A 19,200-nucleotide genomic window follows, 5' to 3' on the forward strand; every position below is an offset into this window, starting at 1 on the left:
CAAGGGGGCTTACTCCGCGTCCTCGATGGGTTCGCCCTCGGCGCGGGACTCGTCCTGGGCGTGCAGGACCTGCTCGGAGGTGACGCCTTCCTCCGGGATCTCGTCCTCCTCCGGGGCGGCGGCCGGGGCCGGCTGCTCCGGGTTGATGGTGGACATCAGTGGCCTCCCTCGGGTTGTGGGCCGGTCGGGGCCGGTTCGCCGCCGACCCGCCGACCTCTCCAGCGTGCGCCCATCGGTCAGTAGCAGGCAACCAGAGAGGGCGGAGCGACCGCAGTGGCGCCGGAGCGCCTGCTACGCCAGCCCCAGTCCGGGGTCGTCCTCGGCCGGGGCCGCCGGGTGCAGATCGGCGAGGGTGCTCCAGAAGAGCTGCTCGTAAGCCTGGAGCAGCCGCCCGTACCGCCGCCCCTCGGCCAGCTGCTCGGCCAGCTGCTCGGGGCTCAGCCCGCCGGCGGCGACCACCGCCACCGCCTGCTCGTCCAGCTCCGGGGCGGGCTCGGCGAAGAAGTCGAAGAACGCGCAGGCGGCGTCCGAGAACCCGTAGTGCTCCCGCAGCGCACGCGCCGTGATCGCGCAGTAGCCGCCCCAGGCGGCGAAGTTCGCCGCCAGCGCGAGCACGATCGCGGTCGGCTCGCCGTTGAGCGCCTGCCAGGCCAGCTGGCCGGGGTAGGCCTGGCAGCCGGGCAGCGGTTCGCGCTCGCGCAGCGCCGCCTCGTCCAGCCCGCATGCGGCCGCGAACGCGGTGAGTGCGGTGAGCGCCTGCGACTCGCCGTCGGCCAGCTGCGCGAAGTACGTACCGGCGGGCGTGTCCGCGCAGCGCGCGGCGAGCACCAGGAAGCTGCGGCGGTCGCTGCGGATGATCCGGTGCTGCTGGGCGGCCAGCTCGCCGAGTACCGCGAGCGGCACCCGGCCCTCGGCGATCAGCGGCATGAACCGGTTCTCCCGCTCCGCCGGGGCGAGCTCCCGGCGGATCGTCAGCAGTGCCTCGCGGGGTGTCAATGCCTTGTCGGATGTCAGCGCCTTGTCAGGCGTCAGGGCCTTGTCGGGTGTCGGGGTCATCGGCAGCCGCTCCTCGGGTCTCGGCCGGGGTTCCGGCCCGGCGAGCCCAAGGTAGCCGGGCCGGCACGGTCCGTGCCGGTCGACGGCCCGGGGCGGCGCTGACGTGTCGTCAGAAGACCGACCAGCCGGTGGCCGTGGTGAAGGCGTCCAGCGCGGCGACGGCGCCGACCGAGTTGCCGGCCCGGTCCAGCGCGGGCCCCCAGGCGCAGAGCGTGCCACGGCCGGGGACCACGGCGAGGATGCCACCGCCGACCCCGCTCTTGCCGGGCAGGCCGACCCGGAACGCGAAGTCGCCGGCCGCGTCGTACGTCCCGCAGGTCAGCAGTACCGCGTTGATCCGCTTCGCGTCGCTGCGCGAGAGCAGCCGGCTGCCGTCCGCGCGTATCCCGTGGCGGGCCAGGAAGAGCCCGGCGAGCGCGAGGTCCTGGCAGCTGGCCGCGATGGCGCAGTGCGCGTAGTAGTGGTCCAGGACGGCTTCGACCGGGTTCTCCAGGTTGCCGTAGCTCGCGATGAAGTGGGCGAGTGCGGCGTTGCGGTGGCCGTGGGTGGCCTCCGAGGCGGCGACCTCGGGGTCCGTGTCGAGCAGCGGGTTGCCCGACTCGGCGCGCAGGAACTCGCGGACGGCGTGCCCGGCGTTCCCGGTCAGCGTGAGCAGCCGGTCGGTGACCACGACGGCGCCCGCGTTGACGAACGGGTTGCGCGGGATGCCCTGCTCCGACTCCAGCTGGATCAGCGAGTTGAACGGGGTGCCGGACGGCTCGCGGCCGACCCGGTGCCAGAGCGGCTCGCCGCCGGTGGCCAGCACCAGCGCCAGCGTGAACAGCTTGGAGATGGACTGCACCGAGAACGGCTGCTGCCAGTCGCCCGCGCCGTACACCTCGCCCTCCACGGTGGCCAGTGCGAGCCCGAAGGAGTTCGGGTCGGCCGCGCCGAGCGCCGGGATGTAGTCGGCGACCCGGCCGGTGCCGAGCACGGGGGTGGCCGCATCGACGGCGCGCTGGAGTTCGAGCTGATAGTCCATATAAGCAGATTGTCATGGCGCGTCTCTGCGGACCAGCGGCCCCCCACCAGGCAGAATAGGAGGTATGCCCGAGTTGCCCGAAGTCGAAGCGCTCAGCGTGTTCCTGACGGAGCACTTGCTGCACCGCGTGATCGGGCGCATCCACCCGGTGGCCGTGAGCGTGCTGAAGACCTACGATCCGCCGCTCACCGCGCTGGAGGGGCGGGCCGTGACGGCCGTCGGGCGGCGCGGCAAGTTCCTCGTGATCACGGCCGGTGACCTGCACCTCGCGATCCACCTGGCCCGCGCCGGCTGGCTGCGCTGGCGGCAGAACCTGCCGCCGGAGCCGCCCCGGCCGAGCAAGGGCCCGCTGGCACTGCGCCTGCGGCTCGCCGACCCTTCCGACACCGGTTTCGACCTCACCGAGGCGGGCCACCAGAAGCGGCTGGCCGTCTACTGCGTGCACGATCCGCTGGAGGTGCCCGGGATCGCCCGGCTCGGCCCTGACCCGCTCGACCCCGCCTTCACCCGCGAGGTGCTGGCCGGCCTGCTGAACGGCGAGCGGCGCCAGCTCAAGGGCGTGCTGCGGGACCAGGGCGTGCTGGCGGGCATCGGCAACGCCTACTCGGACGAGGTGCTGCACGCCGCCAGGCTGTCGCCGTTCAAGCTCGCCGCCAAGCTGACCGAGGCGGAGCTGGACACGCTCTACGCGGCGATCGAGAGCACGCTGCGCGACGCGGTGCAGCGCTCGCAGGGCCTGGCGGCAGGGGAGTTGAAGGCGGAGAAGAAGGGCGGCCTGCGGGTGCACGGCCGCACCGGCGAGCCCTGCCCGGTCTGTGGCGACACGATCCGCGAGGTCTCGTTCGCGGACTCCGCGCTGCAGTACTGCCCGACCTGCCAGACCGGCGGCAAGCCGCTGGCCGACCGGCGGCTCTCCCGGCTGCTGAAGTAGAGAGCGTCCGTGGTCAGGTGCGGTGGTTCAGACGCTGCCGGGATGAACGCTTCCGGCATGAGCGTGGATGCGCTTGGGTAGCGGTGGCCTGTCCCTGCCAGCCACCAGGAGCCCTGATGACCGCTGCCCCGAGCCGCACCGCCGGCCCCACCGAGACACCGCTGCTGACCGAGACCATCGGCGCGAACCTGGACGTCGCGGTCGCCGCGCACGGCGACCGCGAGGCGCTGGTCGACGTGCCGAGCGGACGGCGCTGGACGTACCGTCAGTTCGCCGCCGAGGTGGACGTGCTCGCGCACGGCCTGCTCGCGCTCGGCGTCCGCACCGGGGAGCGGGTCGGCATCTGGTCGCCGAACTGCCCGGAGTGGGTGCTGCTGCAGTACGCGACCGCGCGGATCGGCGCGATCCTGGTCAGCATCAACCCCGGCTACCGGACGCACGAGCTGGTGTACGTGCTGAACCACTCGGGTGCCCGCACGGTGGTGGCGATGCCCTCGTACAAGACCTCCGACTACGCGGCGATGCTCGCCGAGGCCCGGCCCGACTGCCCGGCGCTGCGCGAGGTCCTGCTGATCGGCGGGGAGTCCTGGTCGGAGCTGCTGGCCGCGGGGGAGCGGGCGGCCGGCCCGGAGGCGATGGCGGAGCTCGCGACGATCGCGGCCGGGCTGCGCCCTGACGATCCGATCAACATCCAGTACACCTCCGGCACCACCGGATTCCCGAAGGGTGCGACGCTCTCGCACCGCAACATCCTGAACAACGGCTACTTCGTCGCCGAGCTGTGCGAGTACACCGAGCAGGACCGGATCTGCATCCCCGTGCCGTTCTACCACTGCTTCGGCATGGTGATGGGCAATCTCGCGGCCACCTCGCACGGCGCCTGCATGGTGATCCCGGCGCCGACCTTCGACCCCGCGGCCACCCTGGCCGCCGTCGCCGCCGAGCGCTGCACCTCGCTCTACGGCGTGCCGACCATGTTCATCGCCGAACTGAACGACCCGGGCTTCGCCACGCACGACCTCTCCTCGCTGCGCACCGGCATCATGGCGGGCTCGCCGTGCCCGAGCGAGGTGATGAAGCAGGTGATCGAGCGGATGCACATGCGCGACGTGTCCATCTGCTACGGCATGACCGAGACCTCGCCGGTCTCCACCCAGACCAGGACCGAGGACGGCTTCGAGCAGCGGGTCTCCACGGTCGGCCGGGTCGGGCCGCACCTGGAGGTCAAGGTGATCGACCCGGCGAGCGGCGCGACCGTGCCGCGCGGCACGACCGGCGAGCTCTGCACCCGCGGCTACTCGGTGATGCTCGGCTACTGGGAGGAGCCGGCGAAGACCGCCGAGGCGATCGACCCGGACGGCTGGATGCACACCGGCGACCTCGCGGTGATGGACGAGGACGGGTTCCTCGCGATCACCGGGCGGATCAAGGACATGGTGATCCGCGGCGGCGAGAACGTCTACCCGCGCGAGGTCGAGGAGTTCCTCTACACCCACCCCGACGTGCTGGACGCCCAGGTGATCGGGGTGCCGGACGCGAAGTACGGCGAGGAGCTGATGGCCTGGGTCCGGCTGCGGCCCGGGGCGCCCGAGCTGACCGTCGAGGCGCTGCGCGCGTACTGCACCGGGCGGCTCGCGCACTACAAGATCCCGCGCTACCTCCACCTGGTGGACGCGTTTCCGATGACCGTCACCGGCAAGGTGCGCAAGGTCGAGATGCGGGAGCAGGCCGTGCGCATGCTGACGGACCAGGGGTAGTCGGGGGCGCGGGCTGAGCTGGGCTTCTATGTGTGCGATCATGCGACGCGCAGGTGCGAAGGTCGCACGGTCGAAGTGGTGGGGAGCCCCGAGTATGCAGCAGTCCGAGACGGCGTTGGCGGAGTTCACCGGAGGGGAACTGCGGGAACTGACGGCCGACGGCGCGGCCCGGGTGCTGGCCCACGTGCCCGCCGAGACCGACCGCTGGGGCTGGGCGAACTGCGGCCTGATCGTGGACGGCGACCGGGCGCTGCTGATCGACACGCCGTACACCCCCGCGCTCACCGAGGGGGTGCTGGCCCGGGTCGAGCAGCTGCTGCCCGGCCTCACCATCGAGGCCGCCGCGCTCACCCACGCGAACGGCGACCACTGCTGGGGCCTGCAGGTGCTGCCCGAGGAGCTGCCGGTGATCGCCACCGCGGCCACCGCGTACGCGATCTGCCACGAGCCCTCGCCCGAGCAGGTCTCCACGCTGCTGCGGCAGAGCGACCCGGACGCCCCGCTCGGCGCGTACTTCCGGGCCAAGTTCCCGTTCGACTTCTCCGGGGTGCGGCTGCGGCAGGCGACGGAGACCTTCACCGGCGAGCGGGTGCTGCACGTCGGCGGCCCGGACGGCACCGAGGTGCGGCTGATCGGCGTCGGCCCGGCGCACTCGGTGGGCGATCTGATGGTGCACGTGCCGAGCCTGGCCACCGTCTTCACCGGCGACATCCTCTTCGTCGGCCACCACCCGGTCACCTGGGCCTCGCTGCCCGGTGTGATCGCCGCGCTCGACCTGGTGCTCGGCCTGGAGCCGGAGATCGTGGTGCCGGGCCACGGACCGGTCTGCACGGTGGCCGAGGCGCGGCTCATGCGCGAGTACCTGGAGCTGCTGCGGCTGCACGCCGAGCGGTGCCACGCGGACGGCGTGGACGCGCTGGCGGCGGCCCGCAGCTTCGCGGTGCCGGACTTCGCGGCCGACTGGCTGCTTCCGGAGCGGATGGTGATCACCATTGCGACCCACTACCGCGAGCTGGCCGCGGACACGGCGGCGCCCGACATGGTCGCGCTGGTGGGCCAGTGCGCGCAGTACTGGGCCGAGGCCGGCGGCGAGCGCTGATCCGCTCGGGGAGCAGGGCGGGGCGCCTCAGTGCGCGTCGTCCTGCTCCGCCTTGGCCGCCTTCTCGGCCAGCGCGTGCGGCATCGGCTCGTAGCGCAGCGGGGACCGGGTGAACGAGCCGGTGCCGTGCGAGAGCGAGCGCAGGTCCACCGCGTATCGGGTCAGTTCGAGCTCCGGCACCTCGGCGTGCAGCAGGCTGCGCCCCGGGCCGGCCGGTTCGGTGCCGAGCACCCGGGCGCGGCGGACGGACAGGTCGCTGAAGACGCTGCCGAGGTAGTCGTCCGGTACCAGCACGCCGACCCGGGCCACCGGTTCGAGCAGCCGCAGGCCGGTCTGACCGGCCGCGTCGCGCAGCGCCAGCGCGCCGGCGGTCTGGAACGCGGCGTCCGAGGAGTCCACCGAGTGCGCCTTGCCGTCCACCAGCGTGACGCGGACGTCGACGAGCGGGTGGCCGTCGCCCACGCCGTGCTCCAGCTGCGCGCGCACGCCCTTCTCGACCGACGGGATGAAGTGCCGGGGCACCGAGCCGCCGACCACCTTGTCGACGAACTCGAAGCCGCTGCCGCCCGGCAGCGGCTCGACCAGCAGCTCGCAGATCGCGTACTGGCCGTGCCCGCCGGACTGCTTGACCAGCCGCCCGTGCCCGGTCGCCGGTGCGGCGAAGGTCTCGCGCAGCGCGACCCGGTACGGCACCTGGTCGACCTGGACCCCGTGCACCGTGCCCAGCTGGTGGAGCACCACCGCCGCGTGCGCCTCGCCGGTGCACCAGAGCACCAACTGGCGGGTGGCGGCGTTCTGTTCGAGCCGCACCGTCGGGTCGTGCGCGATCAGCCGGGCCAGGCCCTGCGCGAGCTTGTCCTCGTCGCTGCGGCTGTGGGCCTCGATCGCCAGCGGCAGCAGCGGCTCCGGCAGCGGCCAGGGCGCGAGCACGGTCGGTGCGGCCGGGTCGGAGAGCGTGTCGCCGACCCGGGCCGAGCTCAGCTTGCCGACGCAGACCAGGTCGCCCGCCACCGCCTCCGGCACGGCGCGCTGCTGCTTGCCGAACGGGCTGGTCAGACCGGCGATCCGCTCGTCCACCGGTTCGGGCGCCGGCTCGTCCGCCGGATCGGGCGCCTCGGGCGGTGCGCCGGCCACGTGCACCAGCAGGTCCGGGTGGAGGGTGCCGGCGAAGACCCGGACCAGGCTGAGCCGTCCGACGTACGGGTCGCCGGTGTTCTGGACCACCTGCGCGACCAACGGCGCGGCCGGGTCGCAGGGCAACGGCTCGGACCCGCCCGCCGGGACCGGACCCGGGCGGTCGGTCGGGGCGGGGAACGAGGAGACGATCAGGTCGAGCAGGTCCGGCACGCCGGTGCCGTCCTCGGCGATCGGCAGCACCGGGTGGATCGCGTCGTGCAGCACCGCGCCGCGCAGGCCGCGGGTGAGCGTGCCGGGGTCGAGCTCCTCGCCGCCCAGGTAGCGCTCCAGCAGCTCGTCGTCCTCGCCCGCGATCGCCTCGACCAGGCCCTCGCGGGCGGGCCCGGTGTCCGGCGGTGACCCGGCCTCGCCGTGGGTCTCGCCGGAGATCAGCTCGACCGTGCCGCTCAGCCGGCCCTTGCTGCGCACCGGCAGGTCCAGCGGCTGCACGGCGTCCGGGTGGCCGTTGCCGAACGCCTGCCGGGCGACGGCCAGCAGCTCGTCGAAGTCCGCCCTGGCCGCGTCCATATGGGTGATGGCGATGGCCCTCGGCAGGCCGGCCGCCGCGCACTCGTCCCAGAGCGCGCGGCCCGGCCCGGTCACCGGATCGGCGGTGGCGAGGTCGGTGGCCGAGACGGTGAAGACGGCGGCGTCCGCCGCGTGCAGGGCCGCGCGCAGCTCGCCCGCGAAGTCGCCGTGGCCGGGCGGGTCGAGCAGGTTGATCTTGACGCCCTGCCACTCGATCGGCACCAGGGAGAGCCGGACCGAGCGCTGCTGCTGGTGCTCGATCTCCTCGTGGTCGGAGACCGTGCTGCCGTCGGTCACCCGGCCCGCCCTGGTGAGCGCGCCGGCGGCGAACGCCAGGGACTCGGTCAGCGTGGTCTTGCCGGACCCGCTGACGCCGACCAGGACGACGTTGCGCAGCTGCTCGGGCCCGGCCACGGCGGGCGCCCGGCCGGCAGCCCCCGCCCGGGACGATCCTCGCTCGGACATCGCGGCGCTCCTCGGGTGGCACGGGAAAGCTGGTGCTTCGAGCTTTCCACCGCCGTTCGGGATGGGCCAACGCGGACTCGCCCGGCTGGCGGACTGCGCCGCTCGCCGGCCTGGCGGGCGGTGATCACGCCTCCGGCTGCATCAGCCCGTTCACCTCGGCGTACGGCAGGGTCTCGGCGGTGAAGGAGAACCCGCCCTTACCCTGGATCTCCTCGGCCGCCCGCCGGACCGCGGCCAGGGCGAGGCGGGGGAGCGCGGAGCCCAGGCTGATCCGGCGCACGCCGAGCTCGGCGAGCTGGGTGACGGTCAGCTCGGCGGCGGCGCCGACGGCCAGCACGTTGACCGGGCGGGAGACCGCGGCGCAGACGGTCCGGATCGCGTCGGCGTCGGGCAGGCCGGGGGCGAAGAGCACGTCGGCACCGGCCGCCTCGAAGGCCTGCAGGCGCCGGATCGTGTCGTCGAGGTCCGGGCGGCCGTGCAGGAAGTTCTCGGCGCGGGCCGTGACGGTGAACGGGAAGTCGAGCGAGCGGGCGGCCGCGACGGCCGCCTCGATCCGCTCGACCGCGGTGTCGAAGGAGTGGATCGGCGCGGCCGGGTCGCCGGTGGCGTCCTCGATCGAGCCGCCGACCAGCCCGGCCGCCGCGGCGAGCCGGATCGTCGTCGCGACCTCCTCGGTCGTCGCGCCGAAGCCGTTCTCCAGGTCGGCGGCGACCGGCAGCTCGGTGGCGGCGACGATCTCGCGGGCGTTCGCCAGCGTCTCCTCCCGGCTGACCAGGTTCGCCCCGTCCGCGCGGCCGAGCGAGAAGGCCAGCCCGGCGCTGGTGGTCGCCAGCGCGTGGAAGCCGAGCCCGCCGAGCAGCCGGGCACTGCCCGCGTCCCACGGGTTGGGGATCACGAACGCGCCTGGGGCGGCGTGGAGTTCGCGGAACACGGTGCCGCGCCGGTGCTGGTCCGCTGCGGAGAGCTGCATGACGGTGGGTCCTTCCGGATGACGCATCGCGAATGATCGGGCAGGAGCGGTCGGGCAGGTGCTGAGCGGTCGGGCGCCGGGCGGGGGTCAGTCGCCCTGGCGAGGGGCCGGGAGTGGCAGGGTGAGGTAACTCGCGCGGCCGGTGCGGCGGGCCTCGGCGACCGCCTCGACCAGTGCGAGCCGGTTCGGGCGCAGCTCGGTGCGCCACTCGGTGAGCGGGCGGACCGCGAAGTCGGTGTGCTCGGCCGGGTCGAGCCGGATCGCGGCGAGCTGAGCCGGCGAGAGCGACCCGCCGTCGAAGACCACGCCGACCTTGAACGGCCACGGCTGCGACTCGGCGATGAAGAGCAGCGCGAGCAGCGGCGGCACCGGGTGCGCGGGCAGCACGAGGCCGGTCTCCTCCTGCACCTCCCGCCGCGCGCACTCCCACGGGTCGCTGCCCGCTTCGAGGTTGCCACCGGCGAACTGCCAGACGTCCGGGTCGTAGACCGACTTCAGCAGCACCGGATGGCCGCTCTCGTCGGTGAAGTGGACGGTGGTGAACAGGATGCCGTGCGGGAGGCTGCGGATGTGCTCGTCCAGCGGCAGTTGCGCCACGTCGTCTCTCCTCGGTTCCGGGCCGGTCGCTCTGCGCGCGCGGTCTCGGTCAGTCCTCGCTGATGACGCCGTCGAGGTAGACCCAGGCGCCCTCGTGGCGCAGGAAGCGGCTGTTCTCGTGCAACGCGCCGGGCTCGCCGTGCTCGCGGTAGTGCGCGCGGAACTCGACCGTGCCCTCGGTGTGGAACGGGCCGCCGTCGGTGCTGCCGAGGATCTCCAGGCGCACCCAGCGCAGCTCGGGCGAGAAGTCGATGGCAGGCGGGCGGGTGTCCGGGTGCCAGCTGCGCAGCAGGTAGGGCGCGTCCTGGACGGCGAAGGCGCTGAACCGCGAGCGCATCAGCTGCTCGGGCGTCGCTGCCTGAGCCTCGCCGCGGTGCAGCCGGCCGCAGCAGTCGCCGTAGTTCGCGGGCAGGCCGCACGGGCAGGCGGCGGTCGGCACGAGGCCGGGGCCGGAGCCTGAAGTGGTGGGGCGGGGCCGGGGCGAGCGGTTGGTGCGTCGGGACATGGGGCCATTGTGACGGATCGTCCGATGCGCTGGCGTCGAGGCCGGCCCTGGCAAGGACCGACCTCGACGCGTGTGGCCCGGTGTCAGGAGAGGTGCAGCTGCTGGCCGGGGAGGATCAGGTCGGGGTTCTGGCCGACGGTGCCGAGGTTGTCCTGGTACAGCTGCTGCCAGCTGCCGACGTGGTGGGCGCTGGCGATGTCGTACAGGTTGTCGCCGGACTGGACGGTGTAGGCGCCGGGCGTACCGGCCGCGGGCGCTGGGGTCGCGGGTGCCGGTGCCGGTGCCGCGGGTGCGGTCGGTGCGGTGGTCGGCGCGGGGACGGGTGCGTCCGGGTAGCTCGGCACCGCCGGGGCGGGCGCGGGGGTAGTCGCCGGACCGAACACGCTGAACGCGTTGAGCATGATGCTCGGCGAGAGGACCGGTGAGGTGGTCGGCGCGCTGGGCGTCGGGGCCGGGGCGGACGGCGCGGTGGGGACGGCGCTCGTGCCGGGGGTGGTCGTGGGCGCCGCCGGCGTGGTGGTGCTGGGCGTGGCCGGTGTGGTGGTGGCCGGGGGCGTCGTCGGTGCGGCGGTGGGGGTGCTCGGCCCGGCGGAGGGGGTGCCGGGGGTACCCGGCGTGGTGGTGGCCGGGGGCGTCGTCGGTGCGGCGGTGGGGGTGCTCGGCCCGGCGGAGGGGGTGCCGGGGGTACCCGGCGTGGTGGTGTTGGCCGGCGTGGTGGTGGCGGCGCTGGGGGGCTGGAGGCCCGGGGCCGCCGGGGTGGTCGCCTGGGTGGGCGTCGTGGCCGGGGCGGCCGGCTGAGCCGGCGTGGTGATGCCGGGCGCGGTGGCCGGCGGCGTCGTCGGCTGGCTCTGGGGCTGCTGCGGCTGGTTCGTCAGCGTCTGGGTGGGAGTGCTCGGCGCGGCCGTGCTCTGGGTGGGAGCGCTCGGGGCCGCACTGCTCTGGGTCGGGACGCTCTGGGTGGGAGCACCCTGGGTCGGGGCGCTCTGAGTCGGAGTGCTCTGAGTCGGCGGGGTCTGCGCGGGGGTGCTCGGCGCGGACGTACCCGGCGTGGGAGTGCTCGGTGCGGGGGACGGCGTCGTCGGTCCGGTCTGGCCCAGCCCCGCCGTCGTCGCGCAGCTGCCCCAGGCATTCGGCCCCTCGGCGGCCAGGATCCGCTCGGCGACCGTGATCTGCTGGCCCCGGCTCGCGTGGTCGGCGTCGGAGGCGTACTGGTCGCCGCCGTTCGCGTCCCAGGTGCGCTGGGTGATCCGCAGGCCGCCGTAGAACCCGTCGCCCGCGTTGGCGCTCCAGTTGCCCCCGGTCTCGCACTGCGCGACCGCGTCCCAGGTGGTGGGCGTGGCGGCGTGTGCGCTCGCGGCGGTCAGCAGCGGCAGGGCGAGGCCGACGCTCGCCACGCCCGCGGCGGCGACGGCGCGGTCGGCCTGGGACGGGCGACGGTGGCGGCCGGAACCGGAAAAGACCATGGAACGTACCTCTCCGCACGCCTTCGAGGTGAGCTGTCGGGTTCGGACCGGGAGGTGGCCCGGCCGCCGTCGCGGATCGCTCCGCTGGGCGGCTTCACCCCTAGCCGAGGGGAGTCGGCACTGAACCTGGGTCCCCCGCTCCTGCCCCGAGGTCGTGGTCGAGGTCCCGTAAGACGCGGTGGGCAGGATTCGGCGTACCGCGCTCGGGCGCCCGCTACAAGCGAGCTGCACGGAGACTAGACGGATCATCACACTGATAACAACCCCGCATCGCCGACATCACATGCGAATCACGGCAGCGCAGCGGTCCTCCGTGCAGACACCTCCGATCGCGGGAGGCGTCTCCAGTCCCGGCCGCCGCCTCCGGTCGGCATGGTTGCCACCGGCCACGGGAGACGCGTTCCGTCCGGCCCGATCCCGCCCGCCGATCCCCGCCCCGCCCGCTACTGTGGCGACAGAGCGGGGGAACAGAGCAAGGCGCGCAGCAGTTCAAGGCGCACAGCAGTTCGGTGACAGACCAGACAGATCCATCCATGACCTGGAGGGGACCATGGCGGACGACGCCGCGATCCGTGATCTCATCGCTGCCCGCAACGCCGGGGTGCTGGCCACCCTGAAGCACGACGGACGGCCGCAGCTGTCCAACGTGAACTACCACTACGACCCGGCGCGCGACCTGATCCGGGTCTCCACCACCGCCGACCGCGCGAAGGCCAGGAACCTCGCCCGCGACCCGCGCGCGAGCCTGCACGTGACGAGTGAGGACTTCTGGACCTGGGCGGTGGCCGAGGGCACCGTCGAACTCACGGCGGTCGCCGCCGCGCCGGACGACGCGGCCGTCGAGGAGCTCGTCGACCACTACCGCGCGGCCCGCGGCGAGCACCCAAACTGGGACGAGTTCCGCTCGGTGATGGTCCGTGACCGCCGGCTGCTCGTGAAGCTGCACGTCGAGCGCCTCTACGGTCAGACCGGCTGAGGCGGAGCCGAGCCTGATGCCGCGCTCGTCCTGAGCCTGACCTGAGAAACCGGTCAACGCCCTTCCGGCAGCCCGCAATCGTGGGTTTGCCGGATTGCCGGACACCGCACGGCGCGGCGCAGCACGATAGGGGTTGCGCACCACGACAGCTCACGACAGGAACCGCGGTGCGCACACCAGGAGTGAGGTGTGCTGTGCACGAACTGGAACCGGAGGTCGAGGCGTCGCAGGGCGATCCGCGCTGGTGGTGGGAGGTCGACGCCGCGCTGATGGGAAACGCCGCCGCGTTGGACGTCTCCATGCACTGGGCGCTCGGGCTGACGCTCTGGTCCGCCTCCCACGATCCCCGGGTCGCCGGGGCCGATCTGGACGCCGTTCGCGCCCTGGTCGGCCTCGCCGTCTACCGGGCCGCGCAGGGCGAGGGGGTCACCGACCCGGGCCGGATCCCGACCCTGCTGGCGATGATGACGCTCTCCCGGGGCGAGGCCAGAGCCACCGCCGAGACCCGCCCGCTCGGTTACGGCGACCGCGGCCGGTTGCGCCTCGACGACCGGGCCCGGCTGCGTGCGGCGCTCGCCGATCCGGACCCGGCGGTGTTCGAGGCGCTGCGCAAGGAGGCGGTGCTGGTCCTGGTCTCGAACACCGACCACGCCCGGGTGCTGCTCTGCCGGCGCGAGAACGATCCGCAGGTGTGGAAGGACCGCCCGCTGATCACCATCGCCTCGCGCGAGGGCCAGGTGCCGGATCTGGGGCTCGACTGGGACTGGTACAGCACGGCCTGAACGGGCGCGGCGTCACGGCCCGTCGAGCGACTCGGCGAGTGACGTGTCGAGCGACTCACCGAGGTCCAGCAGCGCGGCGTACCGCGCCTGGACGTCCCGCCGGTCGGCCGGCTCCGAGACCGACTCCTCGCAGCCGCGCCAGATCATCGCCCCCTGGTCCAGCAGCACCTGGCGGCGCCCCGGGTGCTCGGTCTGTTCCAGGACCCGGCAGAGCGACTCCAGTTGGCGGATCATCACGGCCGGCATGCCGGCCGAGGACTGCCGGATCTTCTCGAAAGCCCGCTGCACCAGCCGGTCGTAGGCGGGCTGCGCGGCGATCACCCGGATCCGGCCGGCCCGGTCGCGGTGCACCCGGCGCGGGTGCCAGCCGTGCGTGATCCGGCACAGGCAGTCGCTCAGCCAGTCGATGCACGTCAGCGCCGTGAAGGTGTCGTTGACGGCGGGGGAGAGCGCCCGGATGGCGATCTCCACCAGCTGGTCGACGCCGAAGGAGACGTCCTGGGTGAGCGTCCGGTACGGGCCGGTGACCTGCAGCCGGGCCAGCCGGCCGGTCAGCGCGGGCGCCGCGGAGGCCGGCCAGACCACCGCCAGCGGCCGGCCGCGGACCAGGAAGTGCCCCGGCCGGTAGGGGAGATGGAGCACCGCGTCGGCCTCGGCCGCGAGCGCTATCAGCTGCTCGTGCTTGAGGTACTGGAGGTATCCGCTCTCGGGCGTGGGGATCACCGCGCCGGTCCGGTCGATCAGCCGCAGCAGTTCGGCGGCGTCCGGCCCGCAGTCGTATCCCGGTGGCGGACCGCTGTCGCCGCCGCCCTGCTGCTCGATCGCGCCGGCCAGATCGGTCGCCACCGAGGCCACCACCTGGGGGAGTTGGATCAGCGTGGCGATGTGGTGGATGAAGTAGACCAGGACGGCGAGGTCGACCGCGGTCAGCCCGAGCGTGATGGTGATCGACAGGTGCGGGACGAAGTCCCCGTGCCCACCGGGACTCACCGCGACCAGCACCAGGACGGTGTAGAGGAAGCTCGCGACGAAGGTGCCGAGCGTCAGCTGGGTGCCGCGATCGCGGATCACGTTGCGCAGCATGCGGGGGCCGAACTGGGTTGAGGCGAGGGTCAGTACGACGATGGTGATCGAGAAGACGAGTCCCACGACCGTGATGATCGCGGCGGCGACCGTGGTCAGGATCTGCCGCGCCGCATCGGCCGTCCCGCTCAGCAGCCAGTCGGAGAGCCTGATCCTGCCGTCGTACGCGGCCCGGTCCACCGCGATGGTCAGCCCGAACAGCGCGACGGCGGCCACCGCCTCGGCGGCCGGGACCAGCCAGAGGTTGGTGCGCAGTGCCTCGCGCCGCCAGGCAGCGCCGCCGGGCGGCCGGGGGCCGGTGGCCGAACGGGCCTTGTGTGCGGCGGGGTTGGCGGTGCTGCCGGTCTCTCCGGTCGGACCCGGGCTGCTGGACGTGGCGTTGCGGGTGGTGGCACCGCGGGTGGTGGCGGGGGGCATCGGGCCTCCAGGGCACGTGGGCATGGTCGACGCTGCACTCGATGCCGACCAGGCTTCCCGGCTCACCAGCGAACGAGCCTAGCCGATCGGACCCGATCGACCCCCGCCGCGTACCGGTTCGCCGTGCACTGCGTCAGGAGCCCGCCACCGGCCGTGCGCCTGCCACCGCCCGTCCGCCGTCCGCGTGAGCGGCGCTCCTCCGGACGGGTGGCGGTGCGGGTCCGTCACCGCGTGGAGTACTGACGCCCGGTCCGATCTACGGCAGCGTCAGGTTGCCCCTCGTCAGCCCGGCGAGGCCCACGTCAGCTGGAAGAGACCACGCCATGGCATCGGCCGACCCGTTGTCCACCTCTCCGCCCAACGGCCCGCGGCACGCGCTGCGCCGCGAGGTCGGGCTGATCGGCCTGCTCTGGGCCTCGGTCGGAGCGATCATCGGCTCCGGCTGGCTGTTCGGCGCCGAGAAGGCCGTCACGGCCGCCGGGCCCGCCGCCCTGCTCTCCTGGGGCATCGGCGCGGTGGCCATCGTGCTGCTGGCGCTGGTGCACGCCGAGCTCGGCGGCATGTTCCCGGTCGCCGGCGGCACCGCGCGCTACCCGCACTACGCCTTCGGCGGCTTCACCGGCATGTCCTTCGGCTGGTTCACCTGGCTCCAGGCGTCCACCATCGCCCCGATCGAGGTGCAGGCGATGATCGGCTACGCCCGGCACTGGTCCTGGGCCGACGGCTTCCAGCACAAGAACGGCACGCTGACCACCTCCGGATTCTTCGTCGCGGCGCTGCTGCTCGCGCTCTTCGTGGCGATCAACTTCCTCGGCGTCCGCTGGCTCGCGCACACCAACAGCGCGGCGACCTGGTGGAAGGTCGCGATTCCGCTGCTCACCATCCTGGTCTTCGCGACCACGGAGTTCCACGGCAGTAACTTCACCTCGCAGGGCTTCGCGCCGTTCGGCGCGCGTGGTGTGCTGACGGCGATCAGCACCAGCGGCGTGATCTTCGCGCTGCTCGGGTTCGAGCAGGCGATCCAGTGGGCGGGGGAGAGCACCCACCCGCGCCGGGACATCCCGCGCGCCGTCCTCGGCTCGGTACTGCTCGGCAGCATCATCTACATCCTGCTCCAGGTGGTCTTCATCGCAGCGATGCCGGCCGCCAGTTTCGCGCACGGCTGGGGCAACCTCAGCTACACCGGCATCAGCGGCCCGTTCGCCGGTCTCGCGACGCTGATCGGGCTGGGCTGGCTGGCCTCGCTGCTCTACATCGACGCGATCATCTCGCCCGGCGGCACCGGCCTGGTCTACATCACCTCCAGCTCCCGGATCACCTACGGCCTGAGCCGCAACGGCTACGCCCCCAGCACCCTGCAGGCCACCGACCGGCGCTCGGTGCCGTGGCTCGGCCTGCTCATCGCCTTCGTCGCCGGTGTGCTCTGCTTCCTGCCGTTCCCCAGCTGGCAGCAGCTGGTCAGCTTCATCACCTCCGCCGTCGTGCTGATGTACGCAGGCGCCCCGCTCGCCTTCGGCGTGCTGCGCAAGCGGATGCCGGACGCCGACCGCCCGTACCGGCTCCCGGCCGGCGAGATCATCTCGCCGATCGCCTTCGCCATCGCCAGCCTGGTGATCTACTGGGCCGGCTGGAACACGCTCTGGCGGCTCGGCCTGTCGATCCTGATCGGCTACCTGCTGCTCGGCTCCTACGCCGCGTACGCGCAGGCCAAGAACCTGCCGGGAGCGCCGCGGATGGACTTCCGGGCCGGCCAGTGGCTGCCGGTCTACCTGGTCGGGATGGGCCTGATCTCCTGGCAGGGCCAGTTCGGCGCCGGCGCGACGAAGAACCTGCCGCTCTGGTGGGACATCGCGGTCGTGATCGTGCTTGCGCTCGTCGTCTACTACTGGGCGCTCAGCGTCTCGCTGCCGCTCGCGGAGATCGAGCGCAACATCACGGACGTCGAGGTCATCGACGCCGGCGGCCACTGACGGACCGCACCGCACATGGACGAGCAACGAGGCTCCCAGGCCGGCCGGTTGAGACGTGAGACACATCTCGCCCGACCGCCTGGGAGCCTCGTTGCCGGTTGATCCCGGTACCGGTGGCCCTACTGGTGAATGCTCAGGTCGAGGGGCTTTCTCGCGGGCGTGACGGCCTTGTGCTGCGCGCGGCCGGCGCCGCGTTCCGCGCAGGCCTCCTGCTGGAGGAGGACGGCGATCTCGTCGACGTCGTCGTTGGTGTTGAAGAACCCCTGGATGTCCGGCGCCGCCGCGCCGTTGACGCCGATGAAGAAGGTGTAGAGGTGGCCGTCGTCCGCCTGCAGGTAGCCCGCGTACGTCTGCGCGTTGATGGCGATCTGCTGGTTGAGCAGGTCGCCGCCGATGATGGTGCCGGGCTTGGCGAAGACCTTGCCCTTGGCCGGGCAGTCGGTGGTGCAGAAGAGAGCGCCCGTGCCGGACACGCCGAGGATCGGCAGTGAGGTGCGGAACGCGTCCGCGTCGGGGGTGCGCAGCCAGTAGGTGAGCAGCTGGTTGAGCCCGGTGGGCGTGACGCGGTCGACCGGAACGTCACCGCGGCCGTCCGCCATCTGGAACTGGGTCGGGTCGACGTTCGCCGTGTTGGCGAGGAAGTCGTGGATGACCGGGAAGCCGTCGAAGCAGTCCTTGCTGCCGCGGTTCGTGGCCATGTTGCACAGGGCCAGGTTGGCACCGAGGTTGTGACTGACGTTCAGGATCAGCTTGGCGTAGTCGCGGTACGGCGGTGAGACGAAGGCGGCCACCTGGGGATCGCCGGCGTACGAGGCGGGCAGCGTGCTGTTGTCCGGATTGGGCCCGGTCGGCGGGGCGGTGACGGTGACCCCGGCGCGGCCCAGGGCCTCGATCAGGGCGGTGCGCCCGAAGGCGTTGGGGTCCTGGATCTGGGAGATCTTCAGGGTGGGCTGGGCGTCGGCGGCGATCGTGCCGGAGAGCGTGATCGCCGTGCCGTCGGGCGACGTCGTGACCTCGATGTCGGTGGTGCCGCCGGCGGCCACCGTCCGGACGTTGGAGGTGACCTGGTACGGCGCGACCTGGGGGCGCCAGGTCAGCTGGGCGGGCTGGCCGGGGGAGGTCGGCGTGCTCAGCAGGTCGATGACGTTGTCGTTGATGATCAGGGGCGTCGGCTGGGGGGTGATCGGCGGGGGCGTGAACAGCCGCGAGTCGATGACGACATCGCCGTTGACCGTGGTGATGCCCGAGTCGTGGACCTGCTGGGCGATCTGGTCGAGGCCGGCGAGCGGGTCCTCCGGCGTGAGGGTGGCGCCCGGGATGTCGGCGGCGTAGGTGTGGTCGATGGGGGTGAAGTCGACCGACCCGTCCGGCTTGGTCCGGCCGCCCATGGTGAGGTCGCCCTGGGCGACGAGCGCCAGGTTCCCGGTGAGGGTCGATCCGTCGAGGTGGCCGATCGCGTTCACCGGCGTGGTGAAGCGGTGGTCCGGGCCGAGTGCGTGCCAGGCACCGGAGATGGTGATCAGCTTGATGGTCGAACCCGGCATGAAGAACTGGTCGGGGTACATGGAGTGGATGACCCGCCCGCTCTCGGGGTCGGTCTCCAGCAGACCCCACTGCGCGTTCTTGTACGCGGGCTTGTTCATGATCGCCGTGATGTCGGGCCCGAGGCCGCCGTGCGGGCTCTCGGCGGGTGCGGCGGCAGCTGTGCCCGCCACGACCGCGACTGCGACACTGACGGTGGCCCAGGCCCGAAGCCGACCACGGATCCTTGATCTCATTCACTCAGCCGTTTCTGGAGTCGGAAGCCCCGATTTGCAGGGCACTCACGGCGCATCATGGTAAGTACACGGAATCCGGCAGGGGCCTTCTGCGCGGTGTGCTGACGGCGTGGGGTGTGAAAGTCATCCGATCGGTCGAATGCGCGTACCCATGGGAATCGTTCTCGTGCGTGTCGCCCGGCTCGTCCGGTGCCGGGAATGCGGAACTGATGAACTGGACGGCAGTGGGCAAGGCGGGCACGGCGGGCACGGAGTGGGCCGGCCGCGGACCGGCCTGCCGGATGCGGCGTGCGAAGGAGATACGGCCATGACGGAGACGACAGCGACGTACGGCGACCTGCGTGCCCTCGTCATCAACTGCACGCTCAAGCGGTCTCCCGAGAGGAGCCACACCCAGGGACTGATCGACCTCAGTACCGGCATCCTGGAGCGCCAGGGCGTCGCGGTCGAGGTCCTGCGGGCGGTCGACCTCGACATCGCGACCGGTGTGTGGCCGGACATGACGGAGCACGGGTGGGAGACCGACGAGTGGCCGGTCATCTACTCGAAGGTCATGGACGCGGACATTCTCACGTTGGTCGGTCCGGTGTGGGTCGGCGGAACACTCTGTCAGCCGGAAATGCGTG

At 72.7% G+C, this 19,200-nt stretch carries 16 protein-coding genes, 1 pseudogene and 1 riboswitch; of the genes and pseudogenes, 7 read left to right on the forward strand and 10 right to left on the reverse strand.

What is annotated here, in order from left to right; genetic code table 11:
* Positions 1-9: 9 nt before the first annotated feature.
* From AC060L_RS22360 to AC060L_RS22370, 3 genes are all read right to left on the reverse strand, one after another.
* A complete protein-coding gene (locus AC060L_RS22360) occupies positions 10-156 on the reverse strand; it encodes a hypothetical protein (protein ID WP_483800625.1) in 147 nt (48 codons plus the stop codon).
* A gap of 135 nt (positions 157-291) precedes the next feature.
* A complete protein-coding gene (locus AC060L_RS22365) occupies positions 292-1,056 on the reverse strand; it encodes a thiaminase II/PqqC family protein (RefSeq protein ID WP_483800626.1) in 765 nt (254 codons plus the stop codon).
* Between the two features lie 109 nt (positions 1,057-1,165).
* Positions 1,166-2,077 carry a glutaminase gene (locus AC060L_RS22370; protein WP_483800627.1) on the reverse strand — a complete coding sequence of 304 codons (912 nt, stop codon included), beginning with the start codon at positions 2,075-2,077 and terminating at the stop codon, positions 1,166-1,168.
* Positions 2,078-2,141: 64 nt separating this feature from the next.
* Between AC060L_RS22370 and AC060L_RS22375 the strand changes: the two genes are divergently transcribed.
* The 3 genes from AC060L_RS22375 (at position 2,142) to AC060L_RS22385 (ending at position 5,864) form a co-directional block, all read left to right on the forward strand.
* Entirely contained in the window at positions 2,142-3,008 is an 867-nt protein-coding gene (locus tag AC060L_RS22375; RefSeq protein ID WP_483800628.1) for an Fpg/Nei family DNA glycosylase, read from the forward strand.
* Between the two features lie 116 nt (positions 3,009-3,124).
* Complete coding sequence (locus tag AC060L_RS22380) at positions 3,125-4,765, forward strand: AMP-binding protein (protein ID WP_483800629.1); 1,641 nt, start codon at positions 3,125-3,127, stop codon at positions 4,763-4,765.
* A 94-nt stretch (positions 4,766-4,859) separates the two neighbouring features.
* Entirely contained in the window at positions 4,860-5,864 is a 1,005-nt protein-coding gene (locus AC060L_RS22385) for an MBL fold metallo-hydrolase (RefSeq protein ID WP_483800630.1), read from the forward strand.
* 27 nt (positions 5,865-5,891) lie between these two features.
* Here AC060L_RS22385 and AC060L_RS22390 read toward each other — a convergent pair whose 3' ends face one another.
* From AC060L_RS22390 to AC060L_RS22410, 5 genes are all read right to left on the reverse strand, one after another.
* A complete protein-coding gene (locus tag AC060L_RS22390) occupies positions 5,892-8,033 on the reverse strand; it encodes an elongation factor G-like protein EF-G2 (protein WP_483800631.1) in 2,142 nt (713 codons plus the stop codon).
* A gap of 124 nt (positions 8,034-8,157) precedes the next feature.
* The gene (locus AC060L_RS22395; protein ID WP_483800632.1) at positions 8,158-9,003 is read right to left on the reverse strand and encodes an isocitrate lyase/PEP mutase family protein; all 846 of its coding nucleotides are present in this window, start codon (positions 9,001-9,003) and stop codon (positions 8,158-8,160) included.
* Positions 9,004-9,090: 87 nt separating this feature from the next.
* Positions 9,091-9,600, reverse strand: coding sequence for an NUDIX domain-containing protein (locus AC060L_RS22400; RefSeq protein WP_483800633.1), 510 nt, complete (start codon positions 9,598-9,600; stop codon positions 9,091-9,093).
* 49 nt (positions 9,601-9,649) lie between these two features.
* The gene (locus AC060L_RS22405; protein WP_483800634.1) at positions 9,650-10,105 is read right to left on the reverse strand and encodes a YchJ family protein; all 456 of its coding nucleotides are present in this window, start codon (positions 10,103-10,105) and stop codon (positions 9,650-9,652) included.
* A gap of 83 nt (positions 10,106-10,188) precedes the next feature.
* Entirely contained in the window at positions 10,189-11,568 is a 1,380-nt protein-coding gene (locus AC060L_RS22410; protein WP_483800635.1) for a transglycosylase family protein, read from the reverse strand.
* Between the two features lie 4 nt (positions 11,569-11,572).
* Positions 11,573-11,744: riboswitch (cyclic di-AMP (ydaO/yuaA leader) on the reverse strand.
* 374 nt (positions 11,745-12,118) lie between these two features.
* Between AC060L_RS22410 and AC060L_RS22415 the strand changes: the two genes are divergently transcribed.
* A complete protein-coding gene (locus AC060L_RS22415) occupies positions 12,119-12,544 on the forward strand; it encodes a PPOX class F420-dependent oxidoreductase (protein ID WP_483800636.1) in 426 nt (141 codons plus the stop codon).
* A 194-nt stretch (positions 12,545-12,738) separates the two neighbouring features.
* On the forward strand, positions 12,739-13,326 hold the full coding sequence (locus AC060L_RS22420; protein ID WP_483800637.1) for a hypothetical protein: 588 nt from the start codon (positions 12,739-12,741) through the stop codon (positions 13,324-13,326).
* Between the two features lie 12 nt (positions 13,327-13,338).
* Here the strand turns inward: AC060L_RS22420 and AC060L_RS22425 are convergent, their stop codons facing one another.
* Entirely contained in the window at positions 13,339-14,826 is a 1,488-nt protein-coding gene (locus AC060L_RS22425) for a DUF2254 domain-containing protein (RefSeq protein ID WP_483800638.1), read from the reverse strand.
* 323 nt (positions 14,827-15,149) lie between these two features.
* Here AC060L_RS22425 and AC060L_RS22430 point away from each other — a divergent pair, with 323 nt between their 5' ends.
* Positions 15,150-16,796 carry an APC family permease gene (locus AC060L_RS22430; protein WP_483800639.1) on the forward strand — a complete coding sequence of 549 codons (1,647 nt, stop codon included), beginning with the start codon at positions 15,150-15,152 and terminating at the stop codon, positions 16,794-16,796.
* A 119-nt stretch (positions 16,797-16,915) separates the two neighbouring features.
* On the opposite strand, the gene dacB is transcribed toward AC060L_RS22430, so the two are convergent.
* On the reverse strand, positions 16,916-18,511 hold the full coding sequence (gene dacB, locus AC060L_RS22435) for a D-alanyl-D-alanine carboxypeptidase/D-alanyl-D-alanine endopeptidase (RefSeq protein ID WP_483800640.1): 1,596 nt from the start codon (positions 18,509-18,511) through the stop codon (positions 16,916-16,918).
* A 370-nt stretch (positions 18,512-18,881) separates the two neighbouring features.
* On the opposite strand from dacB, the pseudogene AC060L_RS22440 reads away from it, so the two are divergent.
* A pseudogene (locus AC060L_RS22440) lies at positions 18,882-19,172 on the forward strand (flavodoxin family protein); the annotation flags it as partial.
* Positions 19,173-19,200: the final 28 nt, after the last annotated feature.

The sequence above is a fragment of the Kitasatospora sp. NEAU-69 genome, from assembly GCF_057158765.1.

Coding starts and splice junctions, on each gene's coding strand:
- AC060L_RS22360 (WP_483800625.1), bottom strand. CDS start 156: ATGTCCACCATCAACCCGGAGCAGCCGGCCCCGGCCGCCGCCCCGGAG.
- AC060L_RS22365 (WP_483800626.1), bottom strand. CDS start 1,056: ATGACCCCGACACCCGACAAGGCCCTGACGCCTGACAAGGCGCTGACA.
- AC060L_RS22370 (WP_483800627.1), bottom strand. CDS start 2,077: ATGGACTATCAGCTCGAACTCCAGCGCGCCGTCGATGCGGCCACCCCC.
- AC060L_RS22375 (WP_483800628.1), top strand. CDS start 2,142: ATGCCCGAGTTGCCCGAAGTCGAAGCGCTCAGCGTGTTCCTGACGGAG.
- AC060L_RS22380 (WP_483800629.1), top strand. CDS start 3,125: ATGACCGCTGCCCCGAGCCGCACCGCCGGCCCCACCGAGACACCGCTG.
- AC060L_RS22385 (WP_483800630.1), top strand. CDS start 4,860: ATGCAGCAGTCCGAGACGGCGTTGGCGGAGTTCACCGGAGGGGAACTG.
- AC060L_RS22390 (WP_483800631.1), bottom strand. CDS start 8,033: ATGTCCGAGCGAGGATCGTCCCGGGCGGGGGCTGCCGGCCGGGCGCCC.
- AC060L_RS22395 (WP_483800632.1), bottom strand. CDS start 9,003: ATGCAGCTCTCCGCAGCGGACCAGCACCGGCGCGGCACCGTGTTCCGC.
- AC060L_RS22405 (WP_483800634.1), bottom strand. CDS start 10,105: ATGTCCCGACGCACCAACCGCTCGCCCCGGCCCCGCCCCACCACTTCA.
- AC060L_RS22410 (WP_483800635.1), bottom strand. CDS start 11,568: ATGGTCTTTTCCGGTTCCGGCCGCCACCGTCGCCCGTCCCAGGCCGAC.
- AC060L_RS22415 (WP_483800636.1), top strand. CDS start 12,119: ATGGCGGACGACGCCGCGATCCGTGATCTCATCGCTGCCCGCAACGCC.
- AC060L_RS22425 (WP_483800638.1), bottom strand. CDS start 14,826: ATGCCCCCCGCCACCACCCGCGGTGCCACCACCCGCAACGCCACGTCC.
- AC060L_RS22430 (WP_483800639.1), top strand. CDS start 15,150: ATGGCATCGGCCGACCCGTTGTCCACCTCTCCGCCCAACGGCCCGCGG.